Origin of the sequence: Sagittula marina, from assembly GCF_014196795.1 — a bacterium.
GTDB classification, from domain to species: Bacteria; Pseudomonadota; Alphaproteobacteria; order Rhodobacterales; family Rhodobacteraceae; genus Sagittula; species Sagittula marina.
The window spans coordinates 294,593-320,708 of the sequence record NZ_JACIEJ010000002.1; the positions used below are offsets into that span (position 1 = coordinate 294,593).

Consider the following 26,116-nt stretch of genomic DNA (forward strand, 5'->3'; position numbering starts at 1 on the left):
CCGAAAAGGCCTCAGCCCTGCGTCAGATAGCCGTTGCCCATCCGCACCTGCCGGTCCATGCGCGCCGCCAGTTCAAGGTTGTGCGTCGCGATCAGCGCCGACAGGCCCGTCTCGTGCACCAGGGTCATGAGCGCGCCGAACACCCGGTCAGAGGTCTCGGGATCGAGGTTCCCGGTCGGCTCATCCGCCAGCAGCAGCTTTGGCTCATTCGCCATGGCCCGACAAAAAGCGACGCGCTGTTGCTCGCCGCCGGACATGGCCGCCGGGCGGTGCGAAGCGCGATGCGCGATGCCTACGCTGTCCAAAAGCGCAAGCCCACGCGCCTCCGCCGCCTGCTTTGACACGCCGTTCGCCAGCTGCGGCAGGGCGATGTTTTCCAGCGCCGAGAACTCCGGCAGCAAGTGATGGAACTGGTAGACAAAGCCCACCTCCGCCCGCCGCACCTGTGTTCGCCGCCGGTCGGATTTGTCCTCCAACTGCTCGCCCGCGATCTCCACCGTGCCGCGATCGGGCGTGTCCAACAGCCCCGCGATGTGCAGCAATGTCGATTTGCCCGCCCCGGACGGCGCGACCAGGGCCACCACCTCGCCCCGCTGCACGGTCAGGTCACAGCCGCGCAGCACGTTGACCTCATTGGGTTTTCCATGGTTGTAGGCTTTTTCGATGCCGGTCAGGCGCAGAACGGTGTCACTCATAGCGCAGGGCCTCCACCGGGTTCAGCCGCGCCGCACGGCGGGCCGGAAAGATCGTCACCACAAAAGACAGGCCCAGCGACAGGATCACCGCCGACATGACATCGGCCAGTTGCAGCTTGGCAGGCAGGAAGTAGATCCCGCGGATCGACGCATCCCACGCCCCGCCGCCCGAAAGCCAGTTCACCAGCCCAAAGATCGGATCGATATAAAGCGCGAACAGACATCCCAGGATCACGCCCATCAGCGTGCCGATGATCCCGGTGAACGATCCGCAGATAAAGAAGACGCGCATCACCGCCCCTTCGGTCAGCCCCATAGTCCGCAGGATACCGATGTCGCGCCCCTTGTTCTTTACCAGCATGATAAGCCCGGACACGATGTTCATCGTGGCAATCAGCACCAGCACCGACAGGATGACGAACATCACGTTGTCCTCCATGTCCAGCGCCTTGAGAAACCCGCCCGAGGCATCCTGCCACGTCCACAGCAACGCGCCCGTGCCCGCCGCCTGCGCAATGTCAGAGACATAGGTTTCCACCTGTTCGGGATTTTCGACGATGACCTCCAGCTCATCGGCCACGCCCTCGCGGTCGAAATACAGCTGCGCCTCGTCGAAAGGCATGTAAACCCGTGTGCGATCAATGTCATAGCGCCCGGCGGTAAAGATATAGCGCACCTCGTAGCTCTTGACCCGAGGCGACACGCCAAACGCCGTCTTGACCCCGTTGGGGGAGATCAGCTTGACCATATCGCCAAGCCCCACCCCCAGCTCCATCGCCACGCCGGACCCGATGGCCAGGCCCTCGCCGAAACTCTCGATATCGCCGCGCCCGGTTTCCGGGTCGGCGATGCGCGGGATGGCCTTCAGGTCGTCCAGACCGATGCCGAATACCTCGACCCCGGCGTTGTTGCCCTCGGCGGAGGCCATGACCTGCCCCTTCACCAGCGGCGCCACGCGGGTGACGCCCTCGACCTGACGCACGGCCTCGGCCATGCCTTCGTAATCGGGCAAGGTGCGCGTGTCCTGCCCCGCCTCATCGGCGCGGGTCACATGGTACACCGTGACATGCGCATTTGCGCCCACGATGGTGTCGACGAATTCCGCCCGAAACCCGGAGCGCACGGCCAGCGTCGCAATCAAGGCAAAGACCGCCAGCGTGATGCCGATCAGGCTGATCCAGGTCATGACCGAAACCCCACCCTCGGCGCGTTTGGCGCGCAGGTAGCGCCAGGCGATCATCCATTCAAACGGCGCGAAGGGCGGCGGATTGCGCATGGGGGCGTGACTTTCTTTATGGCTGCTCGGCCGAGTTCTTTGGCCGGAAACTGGCCTTTTGCCCCCGGAGGGTCAAGTTGATCAAAAGCATATGGCGATAACCTGCAAGGAGATACCATGAAGCTCTTGGTCATTGGCGCCACCCGCGGCATCGGCGCCGCCGTGGTCGAGGACGCCCTCAAACGCGGCCACCAGGTCCGCGCGTTTGCCCGCAGCGCCGACAAAATCGACCCCGCCGAGGGGCTGGAGGCCGTCTCCGGCGACGCCACCGACCCGGAGGCGCTGAAACCCGCGCTCGACGGTGTGGACGCGGTGGTGCTGGCACTGGGGATCAAGGAAAGCCTCAGCATGTTGTGGCAGCGCGTCACGCTGTTTTCCACGGCAACTCAGGCACTTGTGCCCCTCATGCAGCGGCTTGGGCCAGACCGGCTGATCGCCGTGACCGGCATTGGCGCGGGCGACAGTGCCTCCGCGCTCTCCGCTCCCGAAAAGCTGGGGCATCAGTTTTTTCTGTCCGAGCCGTACAAGGACAAATCCCGTCAGGAAGAGATCATCAAGGCCTCGACCCTGCGCTGGACCATCGTGCGTCCGACCATCCTGACCCACAACAAGGCCTCGCAACACTATCGCGTGATGGAGGAGCCGGGCACCTGGCGGATGGGCATGATCAGTCGCGCGGATGTGGCGGATTACATCCTGAACGCGCTCGAGGACGACGGCACAATCGGCAAGGCCCCAGTCCTCGCCCGCTGACCCGTATGCACGAAATGCCACACCGCCACGTGGCAAACCGCTTGCGCTGCCCGGTGTGGCCCGCATAAATCGGGCCATGACCGGACCTCGTTACACAAAGCTCGCCGCAGCCCTGCCCGCCACCGTTCCCTTCGTCGGACCGGAAGAATTGCAACGCAAACGCGGCGCGCCCTTTCGCGCCCGCCTTGGCGCGAATGAAAGCGTCTTTGGCCCCTCGCCCTTTGCCGTGGCGGCCATGCAGGACGAGGCCGGCGAGATCTGGAAATACGCTGACGCCAGCCACGAAGAGCTGAAGGCCGCGCTGGCCCAACAGCTTGGCATGACGCCCGCCAACATCCTGATCGGTGAAGGCATCGACGGGCTGCTGGGCTACGCCGTGCGCCTGCTGGTCGAACCCGGCGATGCGGTCGTGACCTCCGAGGGGGCCTATCCCACCTTCAACTACCACGTGGCGGGCTTTGGCGGCACGTTGCACAAGGTGCCCTACGCCGATGATCGCGAGGACCTGCGCGCCTTGCTGGCCAAGGCGCATGAGACGGACGCAAAGATCGTCTACCTCGCCAATCCCGACAACCCGATGGGCACTTTCGTCAAAGGGTCAGATATCGCGCAGGCGCTGGACGATCTGCCCGAAGGCTGCACGCTGATGCTCGACGAGGCCTATGTTGAATTCGCGCCCGCCGAGGCGGTGCCGCAGATCGCCGCAGACGATGACCGCGTCATCCGTTTCCGCACGTTTTCAAAAGGCTACGGGATGGCAGGCGCGCGTGTCGGCTATGCCATGAGCCACCCGGATGTCATCAAATCCTTCGACAAGATCCGCAACCATTTCGGCATGAACCGCGCCGCGGTGGCCGGGGCGCTGGCCGCCCAACAGGATCAGGAATGGCTGCACGAGGTGATTGCCCTCGTCAAACACTCGAAGGCCGAGATCACCCGCATCGCCGCCGACAACGGGCTGACCTGCGTTCCCTCTGCCACCAATTTTGTCGCGGTGGATTGCGGCGCGGATGGTGACTTCGCGCGAAAGGTCCTGGCGGAATTGGCGGAGGACGGCGTTTTTGTCCGTATGCCATTCGTGGCGCCGCAGGATCGCTGCATCCGCATCAGCGCAGGCGCGGCAGACGATATGGCGGTGCTGGCAGAGGCGCTCCCCAAGGCGCTTGCCCGCGCCCGCGCAAAGGCGTGAGACCCCTGCAAGGCCGGGCGCACGCTGTCCGGCCAACGCCTGCGGACCGTCTGTTCCAGCAGCGCAGCACCTCGGTTAACCCACTGTTTATTATTTTTTGGCTATCGTGATCTGACAACGGCCGCTTTCGCTATACTGTTCTGGAGACACATCAGACCCAGGCATCAACACGCGGGAGCACGGCCATGCCACATCACCCCCAACCGGTCGAGGATTACATGACCGCAAATATGTTCCTGCTCGCCATCAACCTCACGTGGATCTTTATCGCCGTCTGGTCGGTGTGGGGTCTTGCCCCGATCCTGATCATTTCAGCTTTGCTGAACCATATGATCACGCGGCTCGACCATCACCGCCGCCAGCGGGACGCGACCCTGGGCACGCCCGCCGACACGATGTAAAACCAGTTGCGCGCAGCCTAGCGCCGCGCCAGTGCCTGTGCCGCCGCCGTGGCACCGCCCGCTTTGTGCGGAATGTCCAGCGCGGTCAGCCCGGCCTCGATCACCCCCAGAAGGCCAAGGATCATGTGCGCGTTCACGTGCCCCATATGCCCAATGCGGAAATAGCCCGAGGCGGTGGGATCATCGGGATCTTCGACCCCCAGACCGATCCCCAGGGTCACGCCCGCCACATCCCGGCACCATGCCCGCAGCCGATCGCCCTGCCCCTTGCCAAGGCTCAGCGCCGTCACCGCGTGGGACCGCAGCTCTGGGTCGGCGATATTCAACCGCATGGGACCGTCCTGCCCCCAATGTTCCACCGCGGTCCAGATAGCCCCGGCGAGCGTCGCGTGACGCGCCCAGATGGCATCCAGCCCCTCGGCCCGGATCATGTCCAACGCCGCCCGCAGGCCATAGATGTGATGCGTCGGCGCCGTGCCTCCGAAATACTGGTAGAACATCTCGGGATTGGCGCGCGGCTGCCAGTTCCAGTAATTCGACACGGCGGGCATGGCGCGCTGCACCTCGGCGGCGCGCTCGTTGAAGAACACAAGCCCCAGCCCCGGTGGCGTCATCAACCCCTTCTGGCAGGCACTGACGGTCACATCCGCCCCCCAGGCATCCATCCGGTAGACATCACAGCCCAGGGACGCCACGCAATCCGCCATCAGCAACGCCGGATGCCCGGTCTCCTCCAGAACGGTCCGGACCGCCATGATATCCGACCGGACCGAGGACGAGGTGTCCACATGCACCGCAAGGATCGCCTTGATCTTTTGACCCTTGTCCGCCAGCAGCGCGGCGCGCACCCGTTCGGCGTCGATGGGCGTCTGGCGGCCGTGTTCCAGAAGCTCCACGTTGATCCCCAGCCCCCGCGCCACCTCGGCCCAGCCGTGACCAAAGCGTCCGCAGGCAGGCACCAGCACGGTTTCCCCCGGCGCGACCGTGTTCGCCAACGAGGCCTCCCACGCGCCATGTCCGTTGCTGATGTAGATCGCCACGTCCTGATCGGTCTGCGCCACGTACTTCAGATCCGGCACGATGCCCTGCACCATGGCCAGCAACTCGGCGTCATAGATATCCGGCGCCGGGCGATGCATGGCCTGCAGCACCGCATCGGGAATGACCGAAGGTCCGGGAATGGCGATATGGGACCGACCGCTGGCAAGCGTCATCATGCGACCTTTCTTTTGTCGTTTTGGTCGGACGGAACACCCGCAGCACCGCCGCGTCAATCCCCCCAGCGATGTCGCGTTGCTGGACAGCGCCCCCCGACCCCGGTAGACGCGGCCCCATAGCACAGGATACCATGCATGCTGGCCAAACTCCTCGACAGACTCGACCACGCCGAACGCAGGGTGCGTCACTCTTTCGGCAAGGACATCACCGATCCGAAACAGCGGATGTTGTCGCGGCTGCATTATCATGTCTTCGACCATGCGTTTCTGCGCGTGCTCTGGACGAATTTCTTCCAGATCGCACCGGGTGTCTACCGCTCGAACCAGCCGACGCACGCGCGCTTTGCCCGCTATGCCGCCATGGGGATCAAGACGGTGGTCAACCTGCGCGGCGAGGACAAGCGCGCACATTATCTCTTCGAAAAGGAAAGCGTCGAGGCGCTCGGCATGACGCTTGTGGATGCCAAGCTCTGGGCCCGCACCGCTGCCCCCCGCCGCCGCCTGCTGGCGGTGATCGACGCGCTGCGCGAGGCAGAGCGCCCGATGATGTTCCACTGCAAATCCGGCGCCGACCGCGCGGGCATCGTCGCGGCCATCTACCTGATGGTGTTCGAAAACGTGCCCGTGTCAGAGGCCAAGAAACAGCTCGGCCTGAAATACATCCACCTCGACTTCACCAAGACCGGCGTTCAGGATTACATCCTGCGCCTGTTCGAAGCGCGTCAGGACATTGGCGAAATCGGCTTCGAGGACTGGTTGAAAACGGAATATGTTGCCGGCCCGATCCAGGAGGGCTGGGACGCGCGCACGCCAGAGGCCGAGATGGCCAGACGTCTTCATGAGGCGCGCGAGCAGTGACATCCTCCGACACAAACGCAAAATACTTGTTCATGTGGCTGTGGCGACGTTACCTGCGGCGCTACACCGGCCTGTTGCTGATTGCCCTGGCTTTCATGGCGCTGGAAAGCGGGATGACCGCCGGCTTCTCGGTGATGATGGAGCCGCTGTTCGACAAGGCCTTCACCTCTTCGAATCGCAGCATTCTGGTCACCGTGGGCGTGGTGGTTCTGGTGCTCTTTGTGGCCCGGGGACTGGCCAGCGCGGTGCACAAGGTGATCCTGACGCGCGCCGCCCAGCTGTCCATGGCCGATATCCGGCAGGACATGCTCAACCACCTGATGACGCTGGAAATCGGCTATCACGCGGACAAGGGGCCCGGCCAGCTGATCCAGCGGGTCGAGGGTGACGTCGGCGCCATCGCCAAGGTCTGGAGCACGCTTGTCACCGGCGCCGGTCGGGATGCGCTCACCTTCGTGGCGCTTCTGGGCGTGGCCTTCTGGACCGACTGGAAGTGGACGCTTGTGGCGCTGATCGGCCTGCCGCTGATGATCGCGCCGACCGCGATGCTGCAACGCTACGTGCGACAAAATGCGCGCAAGGTCCGCGACATCGCCGCCGACCAGTCCACGCGGCTGAACGAGGTCTTTCACGGCATCACCGCGATCAAGCTCAACCAGCTGGAACGCCACCAGTCCCGCAGGTATCGCGTCCTTGCACGCGACCGCGTGCGCGGCGAAACCCGCTCCGCCGCAGGCTCCGCGCTCCTGCCCTCGCTGGTGGACATCATGTCCGGCCTCGGGTTTTTCGGCATCCTCTATTTCGCCGGAACGGAAATTCAGGACGGCAGCAAGACGCTCGGCGAATTCATGACCTTCTTCACCGCCATCGGCATGATGTTCGAACCGCTCCGGCGGCTCGGCGCGGTCAGTGGCGCGTGGCAGGTGGCCGCCGCCAGCATCGAGCGCATCATCGAAATCATGCACACCGAACCGGTGCTGGTCAGCCCGTCCAACCCACAGCCGCGCCCGGACGGCGTGCCAAGCGTGGTGTTGGACAACGTGTGCCTGACCTACGGCGACACCCCCGTGCTGCGCGGCCTGAGCTTCACGGCAGAAGCGGGCAAGACGACGGCGCTGGTCGGGGCCTCCGGCGCGGGCAAGTCAACGGTGTTCCACCTGCTGTCACGTCTTGTGGACCCGCAGACCGGCTCCGTCACCATCGGCGGGACCGAGGTCTCCGCCATGGGCCTGAAGGACCTGCGCGGCATGATCTCCATCGTCAGCCAGGAGGCCCTGCTGTTCGACGAGCCGCTGCGCGACAACATCGTTTTGGACCGCACCGTCGATGAGCCCGCCTTGACCCGCGCGCTTGAAGCCGCCCATGTGCAGGACTTCGTGCCCCGGCTGGAACGTGGCCTCGACACACGCGTCGGCCCGCGAGGGTCGAACCTCTCCGGGGGCCAGCGTCAGCGCGTGGCCATCGCCCGCGCCGTGCTGCGCGACACGCCGGTCCTGTTGCTGGACGAGGCGACAAGCGCGCTCGACACCCAATCCGAAGCCGTCGTGCAAAAGGCGTTGGAGCAGTTGGCAGAGGGGCGCACCACGCTGGTCATCGCCCACCGCCTGTCCACCGTGCGCAACGCCGACAAGATCGTCGTGATGGACGCGGGCCAGGTGGTCGAACAAGGCACACATGATACGCTGTTGGCCAAGGGCGGCACCTATGCGGCGCTTTACAACATGCAGTTCGGCGCCGAAGCCGACTAACGCCGGTAGCTGCGCGCCAGCGCCTCGGGGTCGGCCCCGCTCAGGTAGCGCACCAACGTCATCAGGTTCCGCCCGCCACGCCGCAGCCAGCCCTGCCGGCGGTACTTCTCGGCGGAGGTCTCTGCCACGCCCTCGACCGGGTCGAGCCGCCCTTTCAAAGCACGCGCCAGGGCCACGTCCTCCATCAGCGGAATGTCCGGATAGCCGCCGACGGCGTCATACAGCGCGCGAGAGATCAGCAGCCCCTGATCGCCATAGGGCAAGCCAAAGACCCGCGACCGCAGGTTGGCCCAAGCCGCCACCAGCCGCGCGGGCGCCCCGCCACCCTCAAAGCTTAACAAAAAGTAACCCGCTGAGTCCGCTTGCAGATTCGCGTTGTCAGCTGACAATTTCCGCACCACCGCCTCGCTCCAGCCGGCCAACAGCACCGTGTCCGCATGGAGCACCAGCAGCCAGTCGCCCTGCGCCGCATCGCAGCCCCGCCTCAACTGTCCCCCACGGGAGGCCGGCCCGCTGACCACCTCGGCACCGGCCGCCTCGGCCACCCGCACCGTGGCGTCCGTCGATCCCCCGTCAGAGACCACCAGCTCCCGGATCAGCCCGGCGTTCAGCCCCTCTCCCAGGGCCATCAGGCAGCGCGGCAAACACGCCTGAGCATTCAGCGTCGGGATCACGACAGAGATAGGTGCGCGCATTCTGCCCTTCCTGTGCCACAGCGGGCATCACGGTCCCTGTCATCCAAGGGAGGTAAGGCCTATATGTCACCCGAAGGACAAAGGGGAAAGACATGGCAGATAGCGCGCGCAAGGTATTGAGGGTCAGCGGACCGGAGGCCCGTCCGTTCCTGCAAGGTCTGGTGACCAACGATGTGGACCGGCTGGACACCGGTGCGGTCTATGCGGCGATGCTGACGCCGCAGGGCAAACTGCGCTGCGACTTCTTCCTGCTGCCCGATGGCGACGACGTTCTGATCGACGTGGCGGCAGAGGCCGCGCCCGCCCTGCTCCAGATCCTGACCATGTACAAGCTGCGCTCCGACGTGACCGTCGCAGAGACGGACCTGACCGTCACCCGTGGCCTTGGTGAGCCTCCGGAGGGCGCCTTTGCCGATCCGCGCGACCCGTCGATGGGCTGGCGCGGCTATCACGGCCAACCCGGCGAAGACGTCGATTGGGACGCGCTGCGTGTCGCCGCGCTGGTCCCGGAGCAGGGCGTGGAACTGACACCGGACACCTTCATCCTCGAAGCCGGGTTCGAGCGTCTCAACGGCGTCGACTTCAAGAAGGGCTGCTATGTCGGTCAGGAGATCTGCGCCCGCATGAAGCACAAGACCGAGCTGCGCAAAGGCCTCGCCCGCGTGACGGTCGATGGCGCAGCCCCGGTCGGGACAGAGATCGTCGCAGGCGGCAAGGTCGTCGGCACCCTGTTCACCCAAGCTGGTGGCGAGGGCATTGCCTATCTGCGCTTTGACCGCGCCTCGGACGATATGCAGGCCGGGGAGGCCCGCGTCAGCTATCCTGCATGAAGGCCCGCATCGCCAGCGCGTTGGGCGCGGAGGTCACCGACCTCCGCCCGCTGCACGGTGGTGACCTGTCCGAGGTCGTGCAGGCCACGCTGTCGGATGGACGCCGCGTGGTTGCCAAGCTCGGCACACATGTTGCGGTCGAGGCGCGGATGCTACGGGCCATCGCCCGGACCGGGGCCAACACGCCGAAGGTCCTGCACAACTCCGACGATCTTCTGCTTCTCGAACACCTGCCAGAGGCGCGGCCCTCCCCCGCAGGATGGCAGGTCTTGGGCACCACCCTGCGACAGTTGCACAGCGCGCCTGCGCAGACCCCCGGCTGGATGGAGGACTATGCCTTTGGCGCGCTCACCATCGACAACCAGCCGCGCCGGGATTGGCCGACCTTCTGGGATCAGGCGCGGCTGAGACCGTTCCTCCCCAGCCTGCCAAAGCACACAGCCAACCGCCTGAGCGCGCTGCTGCCCACCCTGCCCGACCGCCTGAACAACGCCCCACTGGCGCTGCTGCATGGCGACCTCTGGACCGGCAACGCGCTGTTCACCGCAGACAGCGCCTACCTGATCGACCCAGCCAGCTATCACGGCGACCCCGAGGTCGACCTTGCCATGCTGCATGTCTTTGGCACGCCGCCTGACGCCTTCTGGCAGGGCTATGGGACCCCGCGTGAGGGATGGCGTGCGAGGCGCTCCATCTATCAGCTTTACCCCGCCCTCGTACATCACAGGCTGTTTGGCGCGGGCTACCTTGGGTTGGTGGAGCAACTGCTGGACGAGGCCTTCGCATAGGCCAGCACCGTGGCTTCTGCCCCGTGGCGCTGCATCAGCGCGCGGGAGGCCGTGTTGAAGGCATGGACCCTGACCGTCCAGCCATCGAAGTGGCCTGCGATTTCCGCCTCGAATCGGGCGATCAATCGCGATGCCAGCCCACGACGTCGCCAGATCGGCTCCACATAAATGTGGTCAAGCAGCGCCTGCCGCCGGGGATGCTCCATCACGGGGGCCCCCGCCGGGACAGGCTGCCATTTGAGGTAGCCCCGGGCCACGCCTTCGGTCCGGTAGATCAGGAAGCGCGCGCCGTCCGCCTGCGCGCTTTGCAAAAGCGCCAGCAGGTCCGCGTCACACGCCCTGTCGTGAAAGCGATCAGGTGCATGATCCGCGTGATACGCGTTCAGCGCGCGCATCAGCGACACAAGATCCGGCAGGTCCGAAGTCTCGGCAGTGGTGATCATGAAAAAGGCCTCCTGGCTGAGGTGCCGGAGGCCTTTTTGCTTCATGTATCGCCCCCGGCGGTTGCACGGGGAACGAAGTTGGCCGTACGCGTTATGCGCGCTCGGAATACTCCATGGTTTCGGTGTTCACGACGATCTTCTCGCCCTGTCCGACGAAGGGCGGCACAGTGACGCGCACACCGTTATCAAGTGTCGCAGGCTTGAAGCTGTTCGCGGCTGTCTGACCTTTGACGACCGGCTCGGTCTCGGCGATCTCGCAGATCACTTTTTGCGGCAGCGTGGCATTCAGCGCCTCTTCGTCGTGGAATTCCACGACGATGGTCATACCGTCCTGCAGGAACGGACGCCGATCCCCGAGGATCTCCGCGTCCAGTTCGACCTGGTTGTAGGTTTCGGTGTCCATGAAGGTCAGGCGACCGTCGGCTTCGAAAAGGAACTGCATGTCCTTTTGTTCAAGGCGCACACGCTCGACTTTGTCCGCTGAGCGAAACCGTTCGTTAAGCTTTGAGCCGTTACGAAGGTTTTTCATCTCGACCTGAGCAAAGGCGCCGCCCTTGCCGGGCTTCACGTGATCGACCTTGACCGCGGCCCAAAGATGGCCGTCGTGCTCCAGAACGTTTCCGGGACGGATCTCGTTTCCGTTGATCTTGGGCATTATGACGTTTCCGTGGCAAAAGGTTGATGGAACTTAGACCGGTCCTATATCTCGCGCATGTCCTACTGGCAAGACAACGATATCTCGTGTGCAGCTGTATGGAGGTATGCGCCAAACACAAGGGTGCTATGCTTTCGTGGGGTATCCGAATCGAATGAGAGGTGCCATAACGCGCTCTACGCCGGAAAAGACAAGAGCAATAATTAAAGGTCGCAACATGAAAGATTTCGTTGACGGTACCGCATTCAACGCTGAGCAAGGCAACCGCGCGCGCAAGCTTTTTGCCGCCGTGGTTTTGGCTGCTCTCGATGATGCGATCGCCGATGACAAGAAGTATGGGAACGGCCCTGAGCAGATCGCCCGCTGGGCGCGCTCTCGTGATGGCCGTGAAGTTCTGTCCTGTGCAGGCATTGACCCGAACGAACGTGTCGTTTCGGGCCTGATGGAGTTCGTCTCCAAGGGTGTCCGCACCTCCGTCGCGCTGTCGCGCGAAGAAAGCGAACGTCGCAACGCTGCGGCACAACAGGCGGAAGCCGCCTGATCCTACCGGCATACGGACCCAACTTGAGAAGACCCGCTCGTCAAGAGCGGGTTTTTCTTTGTCCGGCGATTGGCAAGGCAAGCGCTGGCCAGCAAAAAGCCCGCTCGAGAGCGGGCTTTTGCGATCTGTCAGCGGTGCATAGGTCAGTCGAAATCCTGCGTCATCATCACGCGGTGGATTTCGCGGCGCACCAGCTTGCGCACATTGCGTGTGATACGCTCCCCCAGAACGCCCTGAAGCTCTTGGCGTACAATGTCTGACACCATCTCTCGCAACATGGCCTCGTCCAGAATGGGGGCGTTCCGGTCCTGTTCATCCGACAGGTCCCGGCTGTAAGCCTGCTGGGTGGAGATATCAGCCTCAGGCTCCGACTGCGGCAATGCGCCTGTGGGACCGGCGGTGTGATCTTCCCATTCGATGACACGCGGCTCAGCGGTCGCACGACGTCGAAAGACAGGGCGTACTGTGTCACTGTCCTCTGGTTTGGACGCCTCCGCGGCAGGCTCTTGAGAGGCGGTCAACCGCTTTGCCAGATCGTTTTGCGGTTCGGGAGCAGTGGCGATTTCGTCGGCCAGACTTGGCGCGGAGGCGGTCAACGCGTCGTCCTCTTCGGGCATCTCAGACGCAGAATCGTGCGAGTTGTCGTCCATCAGGTCCGTTTCATGACCCTCTGCGGTGTCGGCGATGACCTCAGGCGTCTCAGAGGCTAGGCTATCGCTGCCCTGTGCGACAGGCTCTTCTGCATCGCCCCGACCGGTGTCGTCCATGATTTGGGCGAGCTGTTTGTCCCTGCCCCGGACCAGCGCCTCGAGCGCGGAAATCTTACGCTCCAGCTCAGTATCGGGTTCTGCGGTCTCTGGCCCGGCTGCGTCATCATCGAAGGCCGCGAGCGCGGCGGTCAGGTCAAGTTCGTCATCGGCAGAGGATTCGTCATCGAAGACGCCATCAGGCGCGCTCTCTTCTGACAACTCGGCGGAATGCTCATCGGTCTCCGCCTTGAGCTGCGAGAGCACTGACTGCAAATCGGTGACCTCGGCGCCATGCTCGGGAGGGTTTGCGTCGTGCCGCTTTGACGACACAGGGCTGGAGAGGTGCAGGATATCGTCGCCTGCTGGCGCATCATCCGCGCCGTCAGACCGGTCTTCCGCCTCATCATCCGTGGCCAGTGCACGCGTCACTTCCTCCTCCACAAGCTGCGTAAGCAGGGAGGGTTTCGGAGACGTCTCGGACGCCACGGATGGCTTCGGAGGGGCGGGATTCGTCAGCAGCACCGGCCCGGTTTTGGCGGCGGGTCGTGCCTCCGGGTCCGGGTCCTTCACTCGCAACGCGGGCGTCAGAACCAAGCGGTCAACCCGCTTGGCCTCTCGCCGTGCCACAGGCGCATTCGGGCGGGGCGGAGAATCTTCGGACACAAGCCTCCGGATCGAAGACAGAATATCCTCTATTTCCACATTCGTGACGGAGTTTGACATTGTTTTTCCACTCTGGCCTCGCCTCGAAGTTTACCCCCTCGATGAGAGTCGCACAACAGACACGAAAAAAGTTAGTCTTTTCCGAGAGCCCGGAGGACGCGGTCCAATTCCTTGCCCTGCTTGCTTTGCGAAACGGGTGCATTGCGCACCATGTTGTAATATTGCGACGGGTCGAACTGCGGGACCGCCAGTTGCAGCGCCTCCGGCGTCATCAGACCAATCGCCGACAAGACAGAGTATGCGGCCTGAAACTCAGAGATCTCCGCAGAGATCAAGCTGGCACGGGCATCGAGCAATTCCTGCTCGGCGTCCAGCACGTCCAGCGTCGTCCGAGCGCCAAGCGCGGCCTCTTCCCGAACCCCTTGGAACGCGACACGCGCGGCGCGCACCTGTTCCTGAAATGAGGTCTTGTTGGCTTGCGCCACACGCAGATCGGAATAGGCCTGACCGACGTTCTGTTCAATCGTCAGGTAGACGACATGCAGCTGCGCGCGTGACGCATCGCGATTGGCCATCGCCTGACGCACCAGGGAGCTCAGCTCACCGCCCTGGTAGATCGGACCGGAGGCGCCCAAGGACACGGACCCTCCCTGATTGAAGCTGCGGTTGTTGAAGGATTCGGTCAGCCCGTAGCTGCCGGTCACGGAGACCGTCGGCTTCATTGCGCCCTTTGCAATCAGGATGCGCAGCTCGGAGGCGGCAACTTGATGCTGTGCGGAAATGATTTCCGGGTGACGGCGCACGGCCTGGGACTTTGCCTCCGCGACGGAACCGGGGATCTTCGGCAGGCGTGTCGGCTGGACCAGCTGGCCCGGATCGCGTCCCACGAAACGGTGGAATTGTTCGCCCGCGGTGATCAGTGCCCCCTCTGCAGCGGCGAGCGCGGCGACGGCGGCCGCCAGGCGCGCCTCTGCCAGGGCCACGTCGGTGCGGGTCACTTCGCCGACCTCGAAACGGTCCCGGGCGGCGCGTACTTCCTGACGGATGACGCGCACGTTGTTCTGACGCAGGTTGAGCGACTCAGTCGCTTCGCGGATCGCGAGGAAGGAAAACGTCGCGTTCAACAGCAATGTCTGTTCGGCAGACAAAAGCGTGGCACGTGTGGCCAGAACGGATTCTTTCGCCAGATCCACGCCAAGCCGCAACTGACCGCCGGCGTAGAGCACCAGCTGAACAGACAATTCGATGGAAGATGTCAGAGTGCTCGTGCGCTCGATGGCGACATCCGGCACGCCGCTCACACCGTAATTGCGATTGATGCCGCCGGACCATTTCAGCGCCGGGCGCATCGCGGCCAGAGCTTGTGCCACACCTTCGTCTGCCGCCCGCAACAAGGCGCGGTTCTGCTCGATCGCGCCGCTGTTCACATATGCGTCGCTCAAGGTTTCGGCCAGCGTCTCACCCAACGCGGTGGTCGCCATGCTCATTGCGAGAACGGCGGCTGCAACCCGCCTGACGCCTCCCGTGCGAAGTCTACCCAGCATCACTGCCCCCTTGGTCCGGTCTGTGCCGGCCTTGCTATCAGAACGCGAATTCTTCGGCTTTTTCAAAGCCTGCCAGTAGCGGCGCCGTTCCGTTGAATGCGAAGCGCCAATTCATGTCGCCATCTATCTTGTGGCCCACGCGCACGGTGCCGAGCATCCCATCCATAAAGATGACGACCATGCGACCGCCCTCTTTGAGCTGGGAAATCAATGCGGTCGGCAATTGCTCCACAGCGCCTTCGATGATGATTGCATCGTAGGGGCCATGTTCCGCGGCGCCGTCTGTCAATGCGCCGTGGTGCAAGGCGACATTGTCGGCATGATGCTCAGACAGCAGCGACTGCGCCTCGTCTATACGTGTCTCGTCATCGTCGACGGCGACCACCGCTTCCGCAATGCGCGCGATCACAGCCGACGAGTAGCCAAACCCCGTGCCCAGATCGAGCACCAGATCGGAGTTGGAAAGATTCAACGCGTCCAGCATCTTGGCGAACAGACGCGGGTCCAGCAGGACACGGCCGTGGCCCAGGTCTACGTGTTCGCTGACATAGGCCGCCTCAATCTTGTCGCGGGGCACAAATGCCTCGCGCGGGACCGTCAGCATCGCATCGATGATCGGGAATTCGGTGACATCAGACGGACGCACTTGCGTGTCGACCATCATGCGGCGTCGTGTGGCAAAGTCGCTCATGCACTAAACTCTTTCGTTCAGAGACGTTGAATGCGTTCTGCCACAATCAAACGGATGCGGCAATGTCCCAGCCCATCAAACTTGCGACGAAGGTGACGAAGTCACGGAAATGTGGCGTGGCCTGTTGCGAAAAGGCCGCTGAACATTTGCGGTGCAAATCGTTAAGTCCACCGGCAGACCACGCCGGACCGCCCTGCTGGACGTGGTTCACATGCCCACTGCCGCCTGAGCAGCGTGGTGACGCGGCGCGCCGCACATCGGGAATACAACGCCGCTAAATCAATCATTTAGACTGCGACGCCCCCCCTGGGGGCTTTGATGCGCAAAGGCTAGACTGCGGGAGGCATCTCGTGGCTCCAACGTAGGCGTCGTTCTGCATGAGCAGGCCCATCGCGCCGGGATAGAACACCGAGACTTGGCCGGCCTGCAACGAAGCACTGAAGCAGCGTGGCCCCCTGACGATCCCCAGACCTACAGGGCATTTCGGCACGAAATGTGCCGAGAGGATGGTTGGCTCCGGACATGGTCTGGGTGCCGCCGCCAAACAACGAGAGCATTTGCGATGAATGTTACGCGTCTGCAAACCGCAGGACGGGGACACTGAAAGGGATGACGCAAGGGCTTGAAAATATTGGAGGCGAGTACCGGAATCGAACCGGTGTACACGGATTTGCAATCCGCTGCGTCACCACTCCGCCAACTCGCCTTTCAAAGCACTTAGTTTGCTGCCATGAGGTGGTGTCAAACGGCAGTGCGCACTCTCTATTTCTGTTCTGCTCTGTTCGCAAGTGTGATTTCGCGCAATTTTTGGGCCTGTCCCGCCCGCGCATTCTGCCGGACCTCCTCGGAGGAGCGCTGAACCATTGCGGCGCTTGGACCAATGGCGCAGCATTGGTCAACTGTCGGCAGCGTAATGCGCGTTTTGTAGCTCAAAGGTACCCGTTTGCTCATGCAAGCCGGAGACCACACCGGTTGTATGGCAAGAGGCCCGGTTGCAGCGGTACAGCGGGTCATCATGCAGGCGTTTCCGGGCGCATCTGTTCAGAGGCTAACTCCCAACCCTTTAAGCAGATGAAACCTGAGACCGCGTTACAGCCATGCGCACTGCATCCGCCGCAACCTGTCTGAAGATCTCGATGCGCGTCTTTGGCTCATTCATCGCAACCATTGCCCGAAAGAGACCGGGCTGAAATCAGGGTATGACCAAGGCCCCCCGATTGCCCGTTTCGGGGCCGCCCCATCGCGGACCTGCCTCTGGGAGGACCGGGACCGGGTGAGCCGTTGCGACAGTGGCCGCCGGGCTGTGTTCCGGCGCGGTCGGGTTGTCTTGTCCCGGGTCTCTCTTAGATCGCGGGCTCCCCCCTCAGATTTGGCGAACGATCGCTTTAAGCCGCGCCGCACCGACCCTGACCAAAGGGGCCCGCCGTGCACTGCGTCATGACCTGCTTGCCCCTCCATGAAACCTTGATGGTCAAGATCTGGCCAGCGGGCAGGCCCGGTGCCAGATTCCGGGTAAGACGTAGGCGCGCGCGGGATGCATCTGGAGGCTGTAGCAGCTCGGCAGCGTCGAAGCCGAACCGCCGACCGACCGTCGGGAACAGGGCCTTGTAAAGCGCCTCTTTGGCGGAAAAGGCGGTTGTCACCGCGGCGTCGCTTAATTGCATTGCGCGCTCTGCTTCGGTCAGGGCGACCTGCCTGATTGCATCGCCGCGCGCCCCGGTGGCCAGATGTTCAATATCCAGACCCAGATCGCAGGGCCTGCGCGTCACCCAAACACCGACGCTGCCTTGCGAATGGGTAATCGACCCTCGAAGCCCCTTGGCAAATACCGGCTCTCCCAACGCGCCGCGGGTGGGCGGCGCGCCAGAGGACCCAAGCAGCGTCATGGCGCGCTTCGCCAGAACGCGACCGGCCAGAAACTCTGCCTGACGCTTGGCAACCGCCTGCCCAAACTCTGGTGGAAGGACGACACCATGGCGGTCAAGATCGAAAGGGTCGTAACGGGCCACATCATATTTTGCCGTCAGCAAAACCTCGTCCGTTGTCCGGACAAGACACGTCTCGCCGGTCAGCCAGCTTGCTGTCGCAGTGTCTGTCAAAAGGACAGGTCCGCGCCCAATCCAGACCATGGCGTCACGTGCAACGCCTGCAACTCAGCCTTTACCGTAGTCCCTGCCTCGGCATCCCCGATCTTTTGATAGCCTTTTAAAAGATTGAACAGCACATAGCCGCGCTCCACCGGGGGCAAGGCAAAGCGATCCGACAACAAGGCGCTGAAATCCTCGACGAACACGCCGTCGCGGCCCAGAAAGGACGGCGCATAGAGTGCACTCAACCCGCGTTGCATCAGCACGCCGCCGTTGTCGGGATGTTCTTCGACCAGCTCGTCCAGCGCGGAAATGCCCTTTTTCGCCAGCAAGAGCGCATCCATGTTGCTGCGGGCCTCGCGCGCCTGAATACCGTAGAATGTGGCGCGGATGGCTTCTACCTCCGGATCCCCTCCGGACGCGTCGGCCAGCGCCTGCAGCTTGTTGGCATAGCGTTTGACGTCTTTCTTCGACAGCTCTGGGGCGTTTGCCGCCTCGATGAACGTCAATACGGCCAATTCGCGCAATTCCTCCGCGTTCGGGGCGGTTTTTTCCGACAGGCTTGCGAAAAGTGTGGGCACATCCTGGGCGTGGATCACGGTCGGGATGCTTTCGGCGTGGGCCGATATCGAGATGCTGACAAGCAACATGGCACCGGCAACAGCACGTTTGAATGGGATCTTCATGGGATTGCTCCGTCTCTCAAATGGGTCAGGCTGTCAGAACGGTTTCGTCTTTTTCGTCTTTCGCACGCGGTTCGGTGGCCGTCGCCTTGTCGAAATTGGCTTCGTATTCGGGATCGAGCGTGCCCATCAAACGATCCCAGAACAGGAAGTAGAGACCGAAGTTGCAGCCGGGTTTGGTGTGATGGGCTTCGTGCGCGGTGGCGGTGCCGATCCAGCGGCCCACCCGGTGACGCGCAAAGCCGCGTGGAAAGGTCTCATAGCCAAGGTGGGTGACGACCGCGACCGCCGCATCGGTCCAGACGAAGATCAGATAGGCGGTCGGATGTTTCGGCACCAAAAACAAGATCAGCGTGTATGGAATGACCGAGGCAACCAGGGCCTCCAGCGGGTGAATGGACAGGCCGCTGAGCGGCGTCACCTTGAACGACAGATGATGAACGTGATGCAGATGGGGATAGAGCTTTGGCGTATGCATCATCCGATGTTCCCAATAGAACATCGTGTCGCGCAAGAACATCATCAGCAGGATGCTGAAAATGAAGTAGACCCACCCGTAATCGCCGATCTCGCCGTAAAAGTTCAGGTTTGCCCCTAGTCCAAGAACGATGATCGCGGGGGCGATACAACCGCAGATCACGATGGTCGCCAGCGAGTAGGCGATCTCTCGTCGGATCTGCCGCGACTTGGGCAGCTTGGGCAGCGGACGCTTGCCCGCGATCCAACGCCGCCCCATCCACAACACGCCGAAGCCGACCAACGCACAGGCGAAATAGCGTATTCCCAGGTCCACGCTGTAGAACGCAAGGTTTTCCAACAAAAAGCTATAGTATTCCATGCGCGCTCTACGTCCTTGCCATTTTCCGGTTGGCTCAAACTATCCACTGCGGTCCAAGCGGGGAAAATCACACAATTGAGGGGGCGCTGGCGGGCGGTGCGGCCTCTATTTCGGATGCGTATGATGGCGGCGAACACATCCGGGCGATCCGCGCCTCGCAGCGCGGGGCACATCGCCTCCTGAACCGATCTTGTTTAACAAGGAACGTGACATGACACTGAACCGGAGCCTGAAGCGCGTGTTGATAGCCCTCTTGTCGACGATCGTGATCTTTTTCGTGCTTGCGTGCGGGCTGGTGCTGTCGCAGCCGGTGAAGGCATTGCCGACGGCCGAAACGCTGTCTTTCGAGAGCACCGGCACTGACGACGGCGCCTCTGCGCCGCTTTTGCCGTATGAGGCGCGGGATGGCACGATGCTTGCCACGCGCCACTATGCGGGCGCGACTCCGGCCTCGCCCCTGGTGGTTGTCGTGCACGGATCGGGATGGCACGGCGGTGCGTATACGAGCTTGGGCAAAGGTCTCGCGGAACGCCACGGGTTCGAGGTGCTCGTTCCCGATCTGCGCGGCCACGGTCCCACGCCAGACCGGCGCGGCGACGTGGATTACATAGGCCAGTTCGAGGATGATCTGGCCGATTTGATCGCCCTTTACCGAAAACCGGGACAACCTCTTTATATGGTTGGCCATTCCAGCGGCGGAGGCCTGACCATCCGATTTGCTGGCGGCGCCTATGGTGACATGCTGGACAAGGCGGTTCTGATCGCGCCATTCCTCAAATACGACGCGCCCACCGCGCGGTCCGATGCAGGCGGTTGGTCGCATGTTCTGACACGGCGTGTGATCGGGTTGAGCATGCTCAATTCCGTCGGGATCACCGCGCTGAACCGCTTGCACATGATCCAGTTCAACTTTCCGCCCGAGGTCCTGCAGGGACCACAAGGCCAGACGGCGACGCAAAGCTACAGCTACCGGCTCAACACATCGTTCGCGCCGCGCAGCGACTATCTTGACGACGTCGCCCGCCTGCCTGATTTCCTTTTGATCGCAGGGACCGAAGACGAAGCGTTTCGCGCCGAGGCCTATGAACCCACGATGTCGGCGGCCACGTCGAAGGGGACATACCGGCTGATTGATGGGGCCGACCACTTGGGCATCCTTGTGGAGCCAGAGGCGCTGGACACCATTGGTCGCTTCCTGCAGCGCTGAATGCGCCTGCGGCATCGTGCCTTTGAGCTCTTGAAAAACAACGCAAAAACGAGCGACCCTCGGATCGGGGCGCACAATTGAGGGCACTCAAAACGTAGCCTCCAACCGTGGGATACCGGAGTGCGGAGCCATCCTTAGTGTTTCCTTAACCAAGGAGACAAAACATGTTCACACTTCTTCAGAATTCGGATTTTGCAGCACATGCCCATCTTCTCGATGCAGCCTTCCGCCTGCGCAAAAAGGTGTTTGCCGACCAACTCGGGTGGGACGTTCCCGTGACAGGCGACCGCGAATTTGACCGCTATGATGACGACGCCGCGCAATACCTCGTCTGGTGCAGCGCCGACCGTCAAAGACTCTATGGCCTCGTGCGGTTGATCCCGACCAGCGCGCCGACGCTGCTTTTCGATGTGTTTGGTGCCACGCATGGCAACGATCCGGCGCTGGTGTCCGACACCACGTTCGAAGGCACGCGCATGTGTCTTGACGACGACCGGATCGCCGAAGATTTCCCAAATCTCGGCGCCGGTGCCGGGTTCGGGCTGTTGCTGCTGGCCCTGTGCGAAGCAGGTCTGGCGCTGGGGATCGACCGCCTGGTGTCGAACTTTGAACCGGCCATGGCCCGCATCTACAAAAGGGCTGGTCTGGGCTATCATCTGCATGGAAAAGCCGATGGATACGGCGCGCGCCCCGTGTGTTGCGCGTCGTTCGACGTCACCCGTTCGGTTTTGTCCGACATGCGCGCCAAGCTCGGCATTGACCTGCCGGTCTTCAAATCCATGCCCGGTTTCACCCCCCTGCCCCAGGCGCCTCGGACAATCGAAGCTGCGCTGTAGCGCCCCCCTTGAACCAGCGGGCGCAGCTTGGCGCGTCTGCCATATTCACGATCGGGACCTCCCTCGTTTGCCTCACACAGCCAATCCCTTTGATCTGTTCTGGTTCGCCAATCGCGGCAATTTTCATGAACAGGGCCGCGCCTTGGGTCTTTTGGAAAAAGACCTGTCGAAGAACGCCGACGACTTGATGACACAGGTTTGCAAAGCCTGCCTGCTGATCCAGACCTCTCAGGATTGGGAAGCCGTCGACCACCGTCAACGCGCGATTTCTGTTGCATTGGACATGATCCGCGAGACCCGGCCCGCTGTGTCACGCCAGACCCGGCGGCGGATCGAATTTGCGGTTGGGATTTCCCTGGCGCAATTGCCACCCACGGTCAGGCTCGACGACGTCAGTTCCGGCATACTGCGTCACCTTCTAAGTTCCGGCAACCTGGAGGCGGATTTCACTCCGTCGCAACGGCTTGAAACCCATGTCGCGTTCAGCGCCGTGTGCCTGGCGGAGGGCGAGGCCGAGGATGCAAGCGCTGCGTTCGTGGCGGCGAAAGAGCTGGGCCTGGAGCAAGCTGTCGCAGCTTTCGAAGACTACCAATTCCTGCGGTCCGCGCGTGACAGGCAAGAGGATTGACCGGGCACCGGTCGGACCAGAAACGGTTCGACAGGTGCCCGGCCTCTGGTTGGGCGGGTTTCAGTCAGCCAATGCAAGGTCGGGCATCGGGTCGAACCCCAGCGCCGCCAGGTCCTGTCCACATGCGGCGAACCGCGTCGCCGCGGCGTCCGCATTGTGCAAGGTCAGCACCAATTCGTTTTGCCCGGTTTCCATCGGGTGACGCACCAGCCCTTCCTGCATGACCAGAACGCGCGCCCCCCGTGACACTTGCCGCGCCGTTTCCATCGCCAGATCTGCCACCAGAAACAATCGGTCGTCATAGTAGCGTTTGGGAAAGCGCATCGCCCCGGGCACCCGCAAGGTCGTCAAGAGCACGTCGTAGTCGTCGTCAAGATGCGCTTCGATGGCCGCAAGCACGCGGTCCAGGATCTGGTACTTTTGCGAGAACGATACAAGGATCGGCGCCCATCTGGATTGCGCCATGGCCCGGTAGGCGGCGAAGTCGTCGGCGGTTTCCAATTGCAGCGAATTGAAGTCGCCCGAAATCACCTGATCCGGATAAGGACGGTGGCGCAGTTGAGAGTGGTAAGCCAAGGTCATGCCGCCTCCTCCACCGTTGGAACGGCCATATCGTGCAGCAGCGCAAACCGACCCTTTGGATTGAGTCGCAGCTTGGCATAGGTCCAATAGCCGTTCAGGGCGACAGACGTGGCGAAATAGGTCGTGTCCTGCCAGTTGCGCCCGCGCACCACCTCTTCGATAAGTCCGACCCAGGGGTCCGCACCAAAACAATGGCCCCAGTCATCTACCAGATTTTCAGTGCGTTGCGCCTCTGGCACGATCTTTGTGTACATCGCCGCAATGTCGCGCGGGAAATAGGGCGGCACCAGAATGACGTCCGGCTGCTGCTGGGACACTCTGCGCAGGTCGAGACAAAATTCGCCAAAGGCATTCACCGACTTGGCCATGTGGCATTCGACCTGGTTTTCGCGGCCCACAGTCAAGACGATGGTCGCCAGCCCAAACCCCGAGTTGCCCCAGTTCGGATTGCTTTGCCAGTAGCTGATGTTCATCACGTTGATATCGAGGACCGAAAGGGCGATCTGGTCCCCCGGTTCAAGCTCCTTCAACGCGTAACGCAGACAATAGCCCCAACTGGCGCATTCGTAGCCGGTGATCAGATTGTCGAAGGCCGGCAGCTCCGGCCCGTATCTGCGTGTCGCGGCAGCGATATCGGCCCAGTTGAGCCACCCGCTGGTGAACGGAAGATCCAGCATCGTCGACACGACGAAATTGCGTTTGATCCGCGATGTGTCCATCCCGGCGACAGCGCCGGCGAGCTGTTCCGCCAGCACCCGGCCGAGCAGATCTGCCGTGGCCGCGCCCCCCTGTCGCGCAACCGGCGCCCAATGGCCTGTCTTGCGGTAGAGCGCCGCTGTCAGTTCAAGCATCTGCCGCCTCCTCATCAAAAAACAGCAAGGCGGGCAGCTGCTTGCCTTCCAGTGCCACGACCGGATCAAAGCCACGGAAATAGGCGCCCAACCCGTCAAAGGCGATCTCGTCACCCACCTGCACCTCGCTCAGCGTGGTGCCCAGCGTCGCGCCGTCGCGGGCCGTGGTGCCCGTCAGCGTCGTGACCTGCTGCCCCAAGGTATCGCGCGAAAGGTTTCGTGGCCCGTCCAACGCCGGATTGGCGCGAAAATCGCCACGCACGACAGCGTCACAGGTGGCGCGCGGGCCATCGGTGCCCGGCTGCACGTCCACGACCCTTGTGACCAGCACCCCTGCCCGCTCGAAAATCGAGAGGCCGCCGACATGGGTCAGGATTTCATCGTGCGGGCCTGCCTCGACCACCGCGCGGTAGGGCGCGGTGTCCTGCGCGGTGTGCAAAATGTCGGTCCATTCGCCCATGATCAGCCGATGCGCCGCCCGGCCTGTCTGGCGTTCGACGTCTGTTGCCAGCGCGCGCATTCCATCCAGGGCTGCAATCGCTCGGTCGGAGTCGAAGGCCCCTTTGTGCGCCAGCGCCAAACCGTCAATGACAAGCCCGTACTCCACTGCGCGTGCCACTGCCTGCATCAGCGTTTCGCGCAACATGCCCAGATGCCCACCCGCCCCGGGCATGACCAAGGAGGGATGAACCGAAAGCATCAGAGGCATCACCTTGCGCTGTCCGCGCACCTTGACCAGCCCCTCGATCTGCGCCGGGCTTTCCACGATCAGCCTGTGGCCGACCCCCAACACCGCACGCGTCAGTTGAGGCGTAAGGCCCGCCAGGTACACGTAGGCATGGTCCGTGTCCCACCCGGCCACCATGTTCAGCTCTCCCCGCGAGGACGTGATGGCGCCGAACCGTTCCGGCTCTGGCAGGCGCGACAGCATTTCCTGCAACGGACAGGCGGCGACCTCCTGGAGAACGTTTCCTCCCAGAAGCGCGCGCACCCGCGCGATGTCGTCAACGATGGCTTGCAAATTGAAATAATAGGCCGGGGTGGCCAGCTCGCGCCTGGCCAGTGAATGCCCCACCCAGTCGCGCGCGTTCATTGCCTTGTTCATGACACGTCCTTTGCTAGTGCGGTCAGGGTTTTCTGGCAGACCTTGCCATTCGGTGTCGCCGGCCAGACGTCGACGATCGACACCACGCGCGGCATGAGAGAGGCCGGCAAATGTGCCTTGAGCCGCGCCTTGAGCGCGCGCGCATCCAGCCCCGCCCCTTCCGGGGACAGTTCGACGAACATCACGGCAGATTCGTCGCCGTTGTCTTCGGTCCGGCCAACGACAGTGGCCGCACAGACGACGTTCAATGCCTCGGCCATCTGTTCCAGATCGCGCGGCAGGAGGCAGTATCCCGCCTGCTTTATCAGTGTCTTGCTGCGGCCCCGAAAGAAATGCAGCCCGTCCGCATTGCGCGACATCAGATCACCCGTCGCCAACCAGACATCGTTGCGATACGCCCCCGTGATGAGACGCGCGCTGGCCGACGATGTGTCGCCACGGTAGCCCTGCATCACGTTGCTGCCACGCACGTAAAGTTCCCCCGTCTCGCCGGTTTTCGCGGCACGCAGCGTGCCTGCATCCTCCACCAGCACCGCGGCAAGAAGGCCGGGCATCGCCACCCCGCAGCTTTCGGCGGCATCGACGTACTGCGACCGGTCGCAGTACATTGCGCGTTTGCATTCCGTCAGCCCGTACATCGGCATTGCGGTGCTTGACGGAAATACCTGCCGCAGCACCGCGATGGAGGCCTCGGGCATATGTCCGCCCGTGTTGGTGATCAGGCGCACGCTTTCGACCTGCCGACCGGTGATGTCCAGCACGCGCGCGATGCCCGTGGCCAGGGCCGGCACCACCGGCAGAACGGTGGGTTCTTCGCGCACGATCATCGGGGCCAGTTTCGACACCGCCTTGACCGCACCCGACAGGATCAACTCGCAGCCCGTGAAGAGGCTCAAAAACAGCTGATACAATCCGTAGTCGAAAAAGAAGGGCGGGATCGCCATGATCCGGTCATCCGGCCCCAACCGCTGGTAGCTCGCAATGGCGCGCAGGGCGGACATCACGTTGGTGTGGCTCAACTCGACCCCTTTGGGCGTGCCGGAGCTGCCCGAGGTGAAGATCATCATCGCCACGTCCGACCCGGTCACGCGCAGAGGGCGGCGCATCCGGATCAGGGGCGCCGCAGGGGCGCATTCATACCGCGTGACCTTGCCCGCGACATCGACAAACGCCTGCGCCTCGGACACGCGTGCAATCATCGCGCGGGTGTCTTCAGGCAGTGCCGGATCAACCGGCACCACCACGACGCCGTGCAACCAGAGCGCCAGAAGCCGCGCGGTGGTGGCCAGCGTATTCTCGGCCGCCACGATGATAGTGTCACCCGGCGCCACGCCGCCCTCGGCCAGTTGCGTCCAGGCCAAGTCGATATCATCGCCGCTTAGTGTCGCCCCCCCGGCCTGTCGGATGGCCCCGAGGCCGCCCGATTGATACGCCGCCGCGACGACATCGGTCAGCGTTTGCGCCCAGATCCGGCCATCGCCACGCGGCAACCGACCCAGCACATCCACCGAGGCATGGACAAAGTGTCGCCCGGCCGCATCGTCCTGAAAATCCAGCATGATC

The 26,116-nt window shown here is 63.0% G+C and carries 27 protein-coding genes and 1 tRNA gene; 11 read left to right on the forward strand and 17 right to left on the reverse strand.

The features are described from left to right. Positions 1-11: 11 nt before the first annotated feature. Together GGQ68_RS04805 and GGQ68_RS04810 are read right to left on the reverse strand one after the other, a co-directional pair. Positions 12-695 (reverse strand): ABC transporter ATP-binding protein, encoded by a 684-nt coding sequence (locus tag GGQ68_RS04805; RefSeq protein WP_183963460.1) that lies wholly within the window; start codon positions 693-695, stop codon positions 12-14. After that, positions 688-1,971 (reverse strand): lipoprotein-releasing ABC transporter permease subunit, encoded by a 1,284-nt coding sequence (locus tag GGQ68_RS04810; RefSeq protein ID WP_183963462.1) that lies wholly within the window; start codon positions 1,969-1,971, stop codon positions 688-690. The genes GGQ68_RS04805 and GGQ68_RS04810 overlap by 8 nt, the downstream gene beginning before the upstream one ends. Before the next feature lie 117 nt (positions 1,972-2,088). Between GGQ68_RS04810 and GGQ68_RS04815 the strand changes: the two genes are divergently transcribed. The 3 genes from GGQ68_RS04815 to GGQ68_RS04825 all read left to right on the forward strand — a co-directional run bounded on the left by GGQ68_RS04815 (position 2,089) and on the right by GGQ68_RS04825 (position 4,314). Next, complete coding sequence (locus GGQ68_RS04815; protein WP_183963465.1) at positions 2,089-2,724, forward strand: NAD(P)-dependent oxidoreductase; 636 nt, start codon at positions 2,089-2,091, stop codon at positions 2,722-2,724. A gap of 76 nt (positions 2,725-2,800) precedes the next feature. After that, entirely contained in the window at positions 2,801-3,913 is a 1,113-nt protein-coding gene (locus GGQ68_RS04820) for a pyridoxal phosphate-dependent aminotransferase (protein WP_183963467.1), read from the forward strand. A gap of 185 nt (positions 3,914-4,098) precedes the next feature. Further along, positions 4,099-4,314, forward strand: coding sequence for a histidinol phosphate aminotransferase (locus GGQ68_RS04825; protein WP_183963469.1), 216 nt, complete (start codon positions 4,099-4,101; stop codon positions 4,312-4,314). Positions 4,315-4,331: 17 nt separating this feature from the next. Here the strand turns inward: GGQ68_RS04825 and GGQ68_RS04830 are convergent, their stop codons facing one another. After that, complete coding sequence (locus GGQ68_RS04830; protein WP_183964075.1) at positions 4,332-5,528, reverse strand: pyridoxal-phosphate-dependent aminotransferase family protein; 1,197 nt, start codon at positions 5,526-5,528, stop codon at positions 4,332-4,334. Between the two features lie 138 nt (positions 5,529-5,666). Here GGQ68_RS04830 and GGQ68_RS04835 point away from each other — a divergent pair, with 138 nt between their 5' ends. Both GGQ68_RS04835 and GGQ68_RS04840 read left to right on the forward strand, forming a co-directional pair. Then, positions 5,667-6,389: a phosphatase domain-containing protein gene (locus GGQ68_RS04835; RefSeq protein WP_183963471.1), complete on the forward strand. Its 723-nt coding sequence runs from the start codon at positions 5,667-5,669 to the stop codon at positions 6,387-6,389. Then, positions 6,386-8,137, forward strand: a complete 1,752-nt coding sequence (locus tag GGQ68_RS04840) for an ABC transporter ATP-binding protein (protein WP_425502952.1) — start codon at positions 6,386-6,388, stop codon at positions 8,135-8,137. Before GGQ68_RS04835 ends, GGQ68_RS04840 begins: the two co-directional genes overlap by 4 nt. On the opposite strand, the gene GGQ68_RS04845 is transcribed toward GGQ68_RS04840, so the two are convergent. After that, positions 8,134-8,832, reverse strand: coding sequence for a TIGR04283 family arsenosugar biosynthesis glycosyltransferase (locus GGQ68_RS04845; protein ID WP_183963473.1), 699 nt, complete (start codon positions 8,830-8,832; stop codon positions 8,134-8,136). The genes GGQ68_RS04840 and GGQ68_RS04845 overlap by 4 nt on opposite strands. A 92-nt stretch (positions 8,833-8,924) precedes the next feature. Here GGQ68_RS04845 and ygfZ point away from each other — a divergent pair, with 92 nt between their 5' ends. Next, the gene (ygfZ, locus tag GGQ68_RS04850) at positions 8,925-9,662 is read left to right on the forward strand and encodes a CAF17-like 4Fe-4S cluster assembly/insertion protein YgfZ (protein WP_183963475.1); all 738 of its coding nucleotides are present in this window, start codon (positions 8,925-8,927) and stop codon (positions 9,660-9,662) included. Continuing rightward, positions 9,659-10,450 carry a fructosamine kinase family protein gene (locus tag GGQ68_RS04855; RefSeq protein WP_183963477.1) on the forward strand — a complete coding sequence of 264 codons (792 nt, stop codon included), beginning with the start codon at positions 9,659-9,661 and terminating at the stop codon, positions 10,448-10,450. Before ygfZ ends, GGQ68_RS04855 begins: the two co-directional genes overlap by 4 nt. Here the strand turns inward: GGQ68_RS04855 and GGQ68_RS04860 are convergent. Both GGQ68_RS04860 and efp read right to left on the reverse strand, forming a co-directional pair. Further along, on the reverse strand, positions 10,405-10,893 hold the full coding sequence (locus GGQ68_RS04860; RefSeq protein WP_246429261.1) for a GNAT family N-acetyltransferase: 489 nt from the start codon (positions 10,891-10,893) through the stop codon (positions 10,405-10,407). The two genes, GGQ68_RS04855 and GGQ68_RS04860, sit on opposite strands and share 46 nt — an antisense overlap. 91 nt (positions 10,894-10,984) lie before the next feature. Continuing rightward, positions 10,985-11,548, reverse strand: a complete 564-nt coding sequence (gene efp / locus GGQ68_RS04865; protein ID WP_183963481.1) for an elongation factor P — start codon at positions 11,546-11,548, stop codon at positions 10,985-10,987. A 217-nt stretch (positions 11,549-11,765) separates the two neighbouring features. Here efp and GGQ68_RS04870 point away from each other — a divergent pair, with 217 nt between their 5' ends. After that, positions 11,766-12,089 carry a DUF6280 family protein gene (locus GGQ68_RS04870; RefSeq protein WP_183963483.1) on the forward strand — a complete coding sequence of 108 codons (324 nt, stop codon included), beginning with the start codon at positions 11,766-11,768 and terminating at the stop codon, positions 12,087-12,089. Positions 12,090-12,232: 143 nt separating this feature from the next. On the opposite strand, the gene GGQ68_RS04875 is transcribed toward GGQ68_RS04870, so the two are convergent. The 7 genes from GGQ68_RS04875 to GGQ68_RS04905 all read right to left on the reverse strand — a co-directional run bounded on the left by GGQ68_RS04875 (position 12,233) and on the right by GGQ68_RS04905 (position 19,344). Beyond that, positions 12,233-13,561 carry a hypothetical protein gene (locus tag GGQ68_RS04875; protein WP_183963485.1) on the reverse strand — a complete coding sequence of 443 codons (1,329 nt, stop codon included), beginning with the start codon at positions 13,559-13,561 and terminating at the stop codon, positions 12,233-12,235. 71 nt (positions 13,562-13,632) lie between these two features. Next, the gene (locus GGQ68_RS04880; RefSeq protein WP_183963487.1) at positions 13,633-15,045 is read right to left on the reverse strand and encodes a TolC family outer membrane protein; all 1,413 of its coding nucleotides are present in this window, start codon (positions 15,043-15,045) and stop codon (positions 13,633-13,635) included. Between the two features lie 37 nt (positions 15,046-15,082). Beyond that, on the reverse strand, positions 15,083-15,736 hold the full coding sequence (locus GGQ68_RS04885) for a protein-L-isoaspartate O-methyltransferase family protein (protein WP_183963489.1): 654 nt from the start codon (positions 15,734-15,736) through the stop codon (positions 15,083-15,085). Between the two features lie 632 nt (positions 15,737-16,368). Next, a tRNA-Cys gene (locus GGQ68_RS04890) sits at positions 16,369-16,442 on the reverse strand. A 679-nt stretch (positions 16,443-17,121) separates the two neighbouring features. After that, complete coding sequence (locus GGQ68_RS04895; protein ID WP_183963491.1) at positions 17,122-17,835, reverse strand: 4'-phosphopantetheinyl transferase family protein; 714 nt, start codon at positions 17,833-17,835, stop codon at positions 17,122-17,124. Further along, the gene (locus GGQ68_RS04900) at positions 17,832-18,509 is read right to left on the reverse strand and encodes a hypothetical protein (RefSeq protein ID WP_183963493.1); all 678 of its coding nucleotides are present in this window, start codon (positions 18,507-18,509) and stop codon (positions 17,832-17,834) included. Before GGQ68_RS04900 ends, GGQ68_RS04895 begins: the two co-directional genes overlap by 4 nt. Before the next feature lie 25 nt (positions 18,510-18,534). Beyond that, positions 18,535-19,344 carry a sterol desaturase family protein gene (locus GGQ68_RS04905; RefSeq protein ID WP_183963495.1) on the reverse strand — a complete coding sequence of 270 codons (810 nt, stop codon included), beginning with the start codon at positions 19,342-19,344 and terminating at the stop codon, positions 18,535-18,537. 211 nt (positions 19,345-19,555) lie between these two features. Between GGQ68_RS04905 and GGQ68_RS04910 the strand changes: the two genes are divergently transcribed. The 3 genes from GGQ68_RS04910 to GGQ68_RS04920 all read left to right on the forward strand — a co-directional run bounded on the left by GGQ68_RS04910 (position 19,556) and on the right by GGQ68_RS04920 (position 22,015). Further along, positions 19,556-20,551, forward strand: a complete 996-nt coding sequence (locus GGQ68_RS04910; RefSeq protein ID WP_183963497.1) for an alpha/beta hydrolase — start codon at positions 19,556-19,558, stop codon at positions 20,549-20,551. Positions 20,552-20,715: 164 nt separating this feature from the next. Next, positions 20,716-21,387 (forward strand): acyl-homoserine-lactone synthase, encoded by a 672-nt coding sequence (locus tag GGQ68_RS04915; RefSeq protein WP_183963499.1) that lies wholly within the window; start codon positions 20,716-20,718, stop codon positions 21,385-21,387. Between the two features lie 67 nt (positions 21,388-21,454). After that, complete coding sequence (locus tag GGQ68_RS04920; protein ID WP_183963501.1) at positions 21,455-22,015, forward strand: hypothetical protein; 561 nt, start codon at positions 21,455-21,457, stop codon at positions 22,013-22,015. A 60-nt stretch (positions 22,016-22,075) separates the two neighbouring features. Here GGQ68_RS04920 and GGQ68_RS04925 read toward each other — a convergent pair whose 3' ends face one another. The 4 genes from GGQ68_RS04925 to GGQ68_RS04940 are packed head-to-tail and all read right to left on the reverse strand — an operon-like array spanning position 22,076 to position 26,112. After that, positions 22,076-22,597 (reverse strand): hypothetical protein, encoded by a 522-nt coding sequence (locus GGQ68_RS04925; RefSeq protein WP_183963503.1) that lies wholly within the window; start codon positions 22,595-22,597, stop codon positions 22,076-22,078. Continuing rightward, a complete protein-coding gene (locus GGQ68_RS04930; RefSeq protein ID WP_183963505.1) occupies positions 22,594-23,448 on the reverse strand; it encodes a hypothetical protein in 855 nt (284 codons plus the stop codon). The genes GGQ68_RS04925 and GGQ68_RS04930 overlap by 4 nt, the downstream gene beginning before the upstream one ends. After that, positions 23,441-24,553 carry a type III PLP-dependent enzyme domain-containing protein gene (locus GGQ68_RS04935; protein ID WP_183963507.1) on the reverse strand — a complete coding sequence of 371 codons (1,113 nt, stop codon included), beginning with the start codon at positions 24,551-24,553 and terminating at the stop codon, positions 23,441-23,443. Before GGQ68_RS04935 ends, GGQ68_RS04930 begins: the two co-directional genes overlap by 8 nt. Then, positions 24,550-26,112, reverse strand: coding sequence for a class I adenylate-forming enzyme family protein (locus GGQ68_RS04940; protein WP_183963509.1), 1,563 nt, complete (start codon positions 26,110-26,112; stop codon positions 24,550-24,552). The genes GGQ68_RS04935 and GGQ68_RS04940 overlap by 4 nt, the downstream gene beginning before the upstream one ends. Between the last annotated feature and the right edge of the window lie 4 nt (positions 26,113-26,116).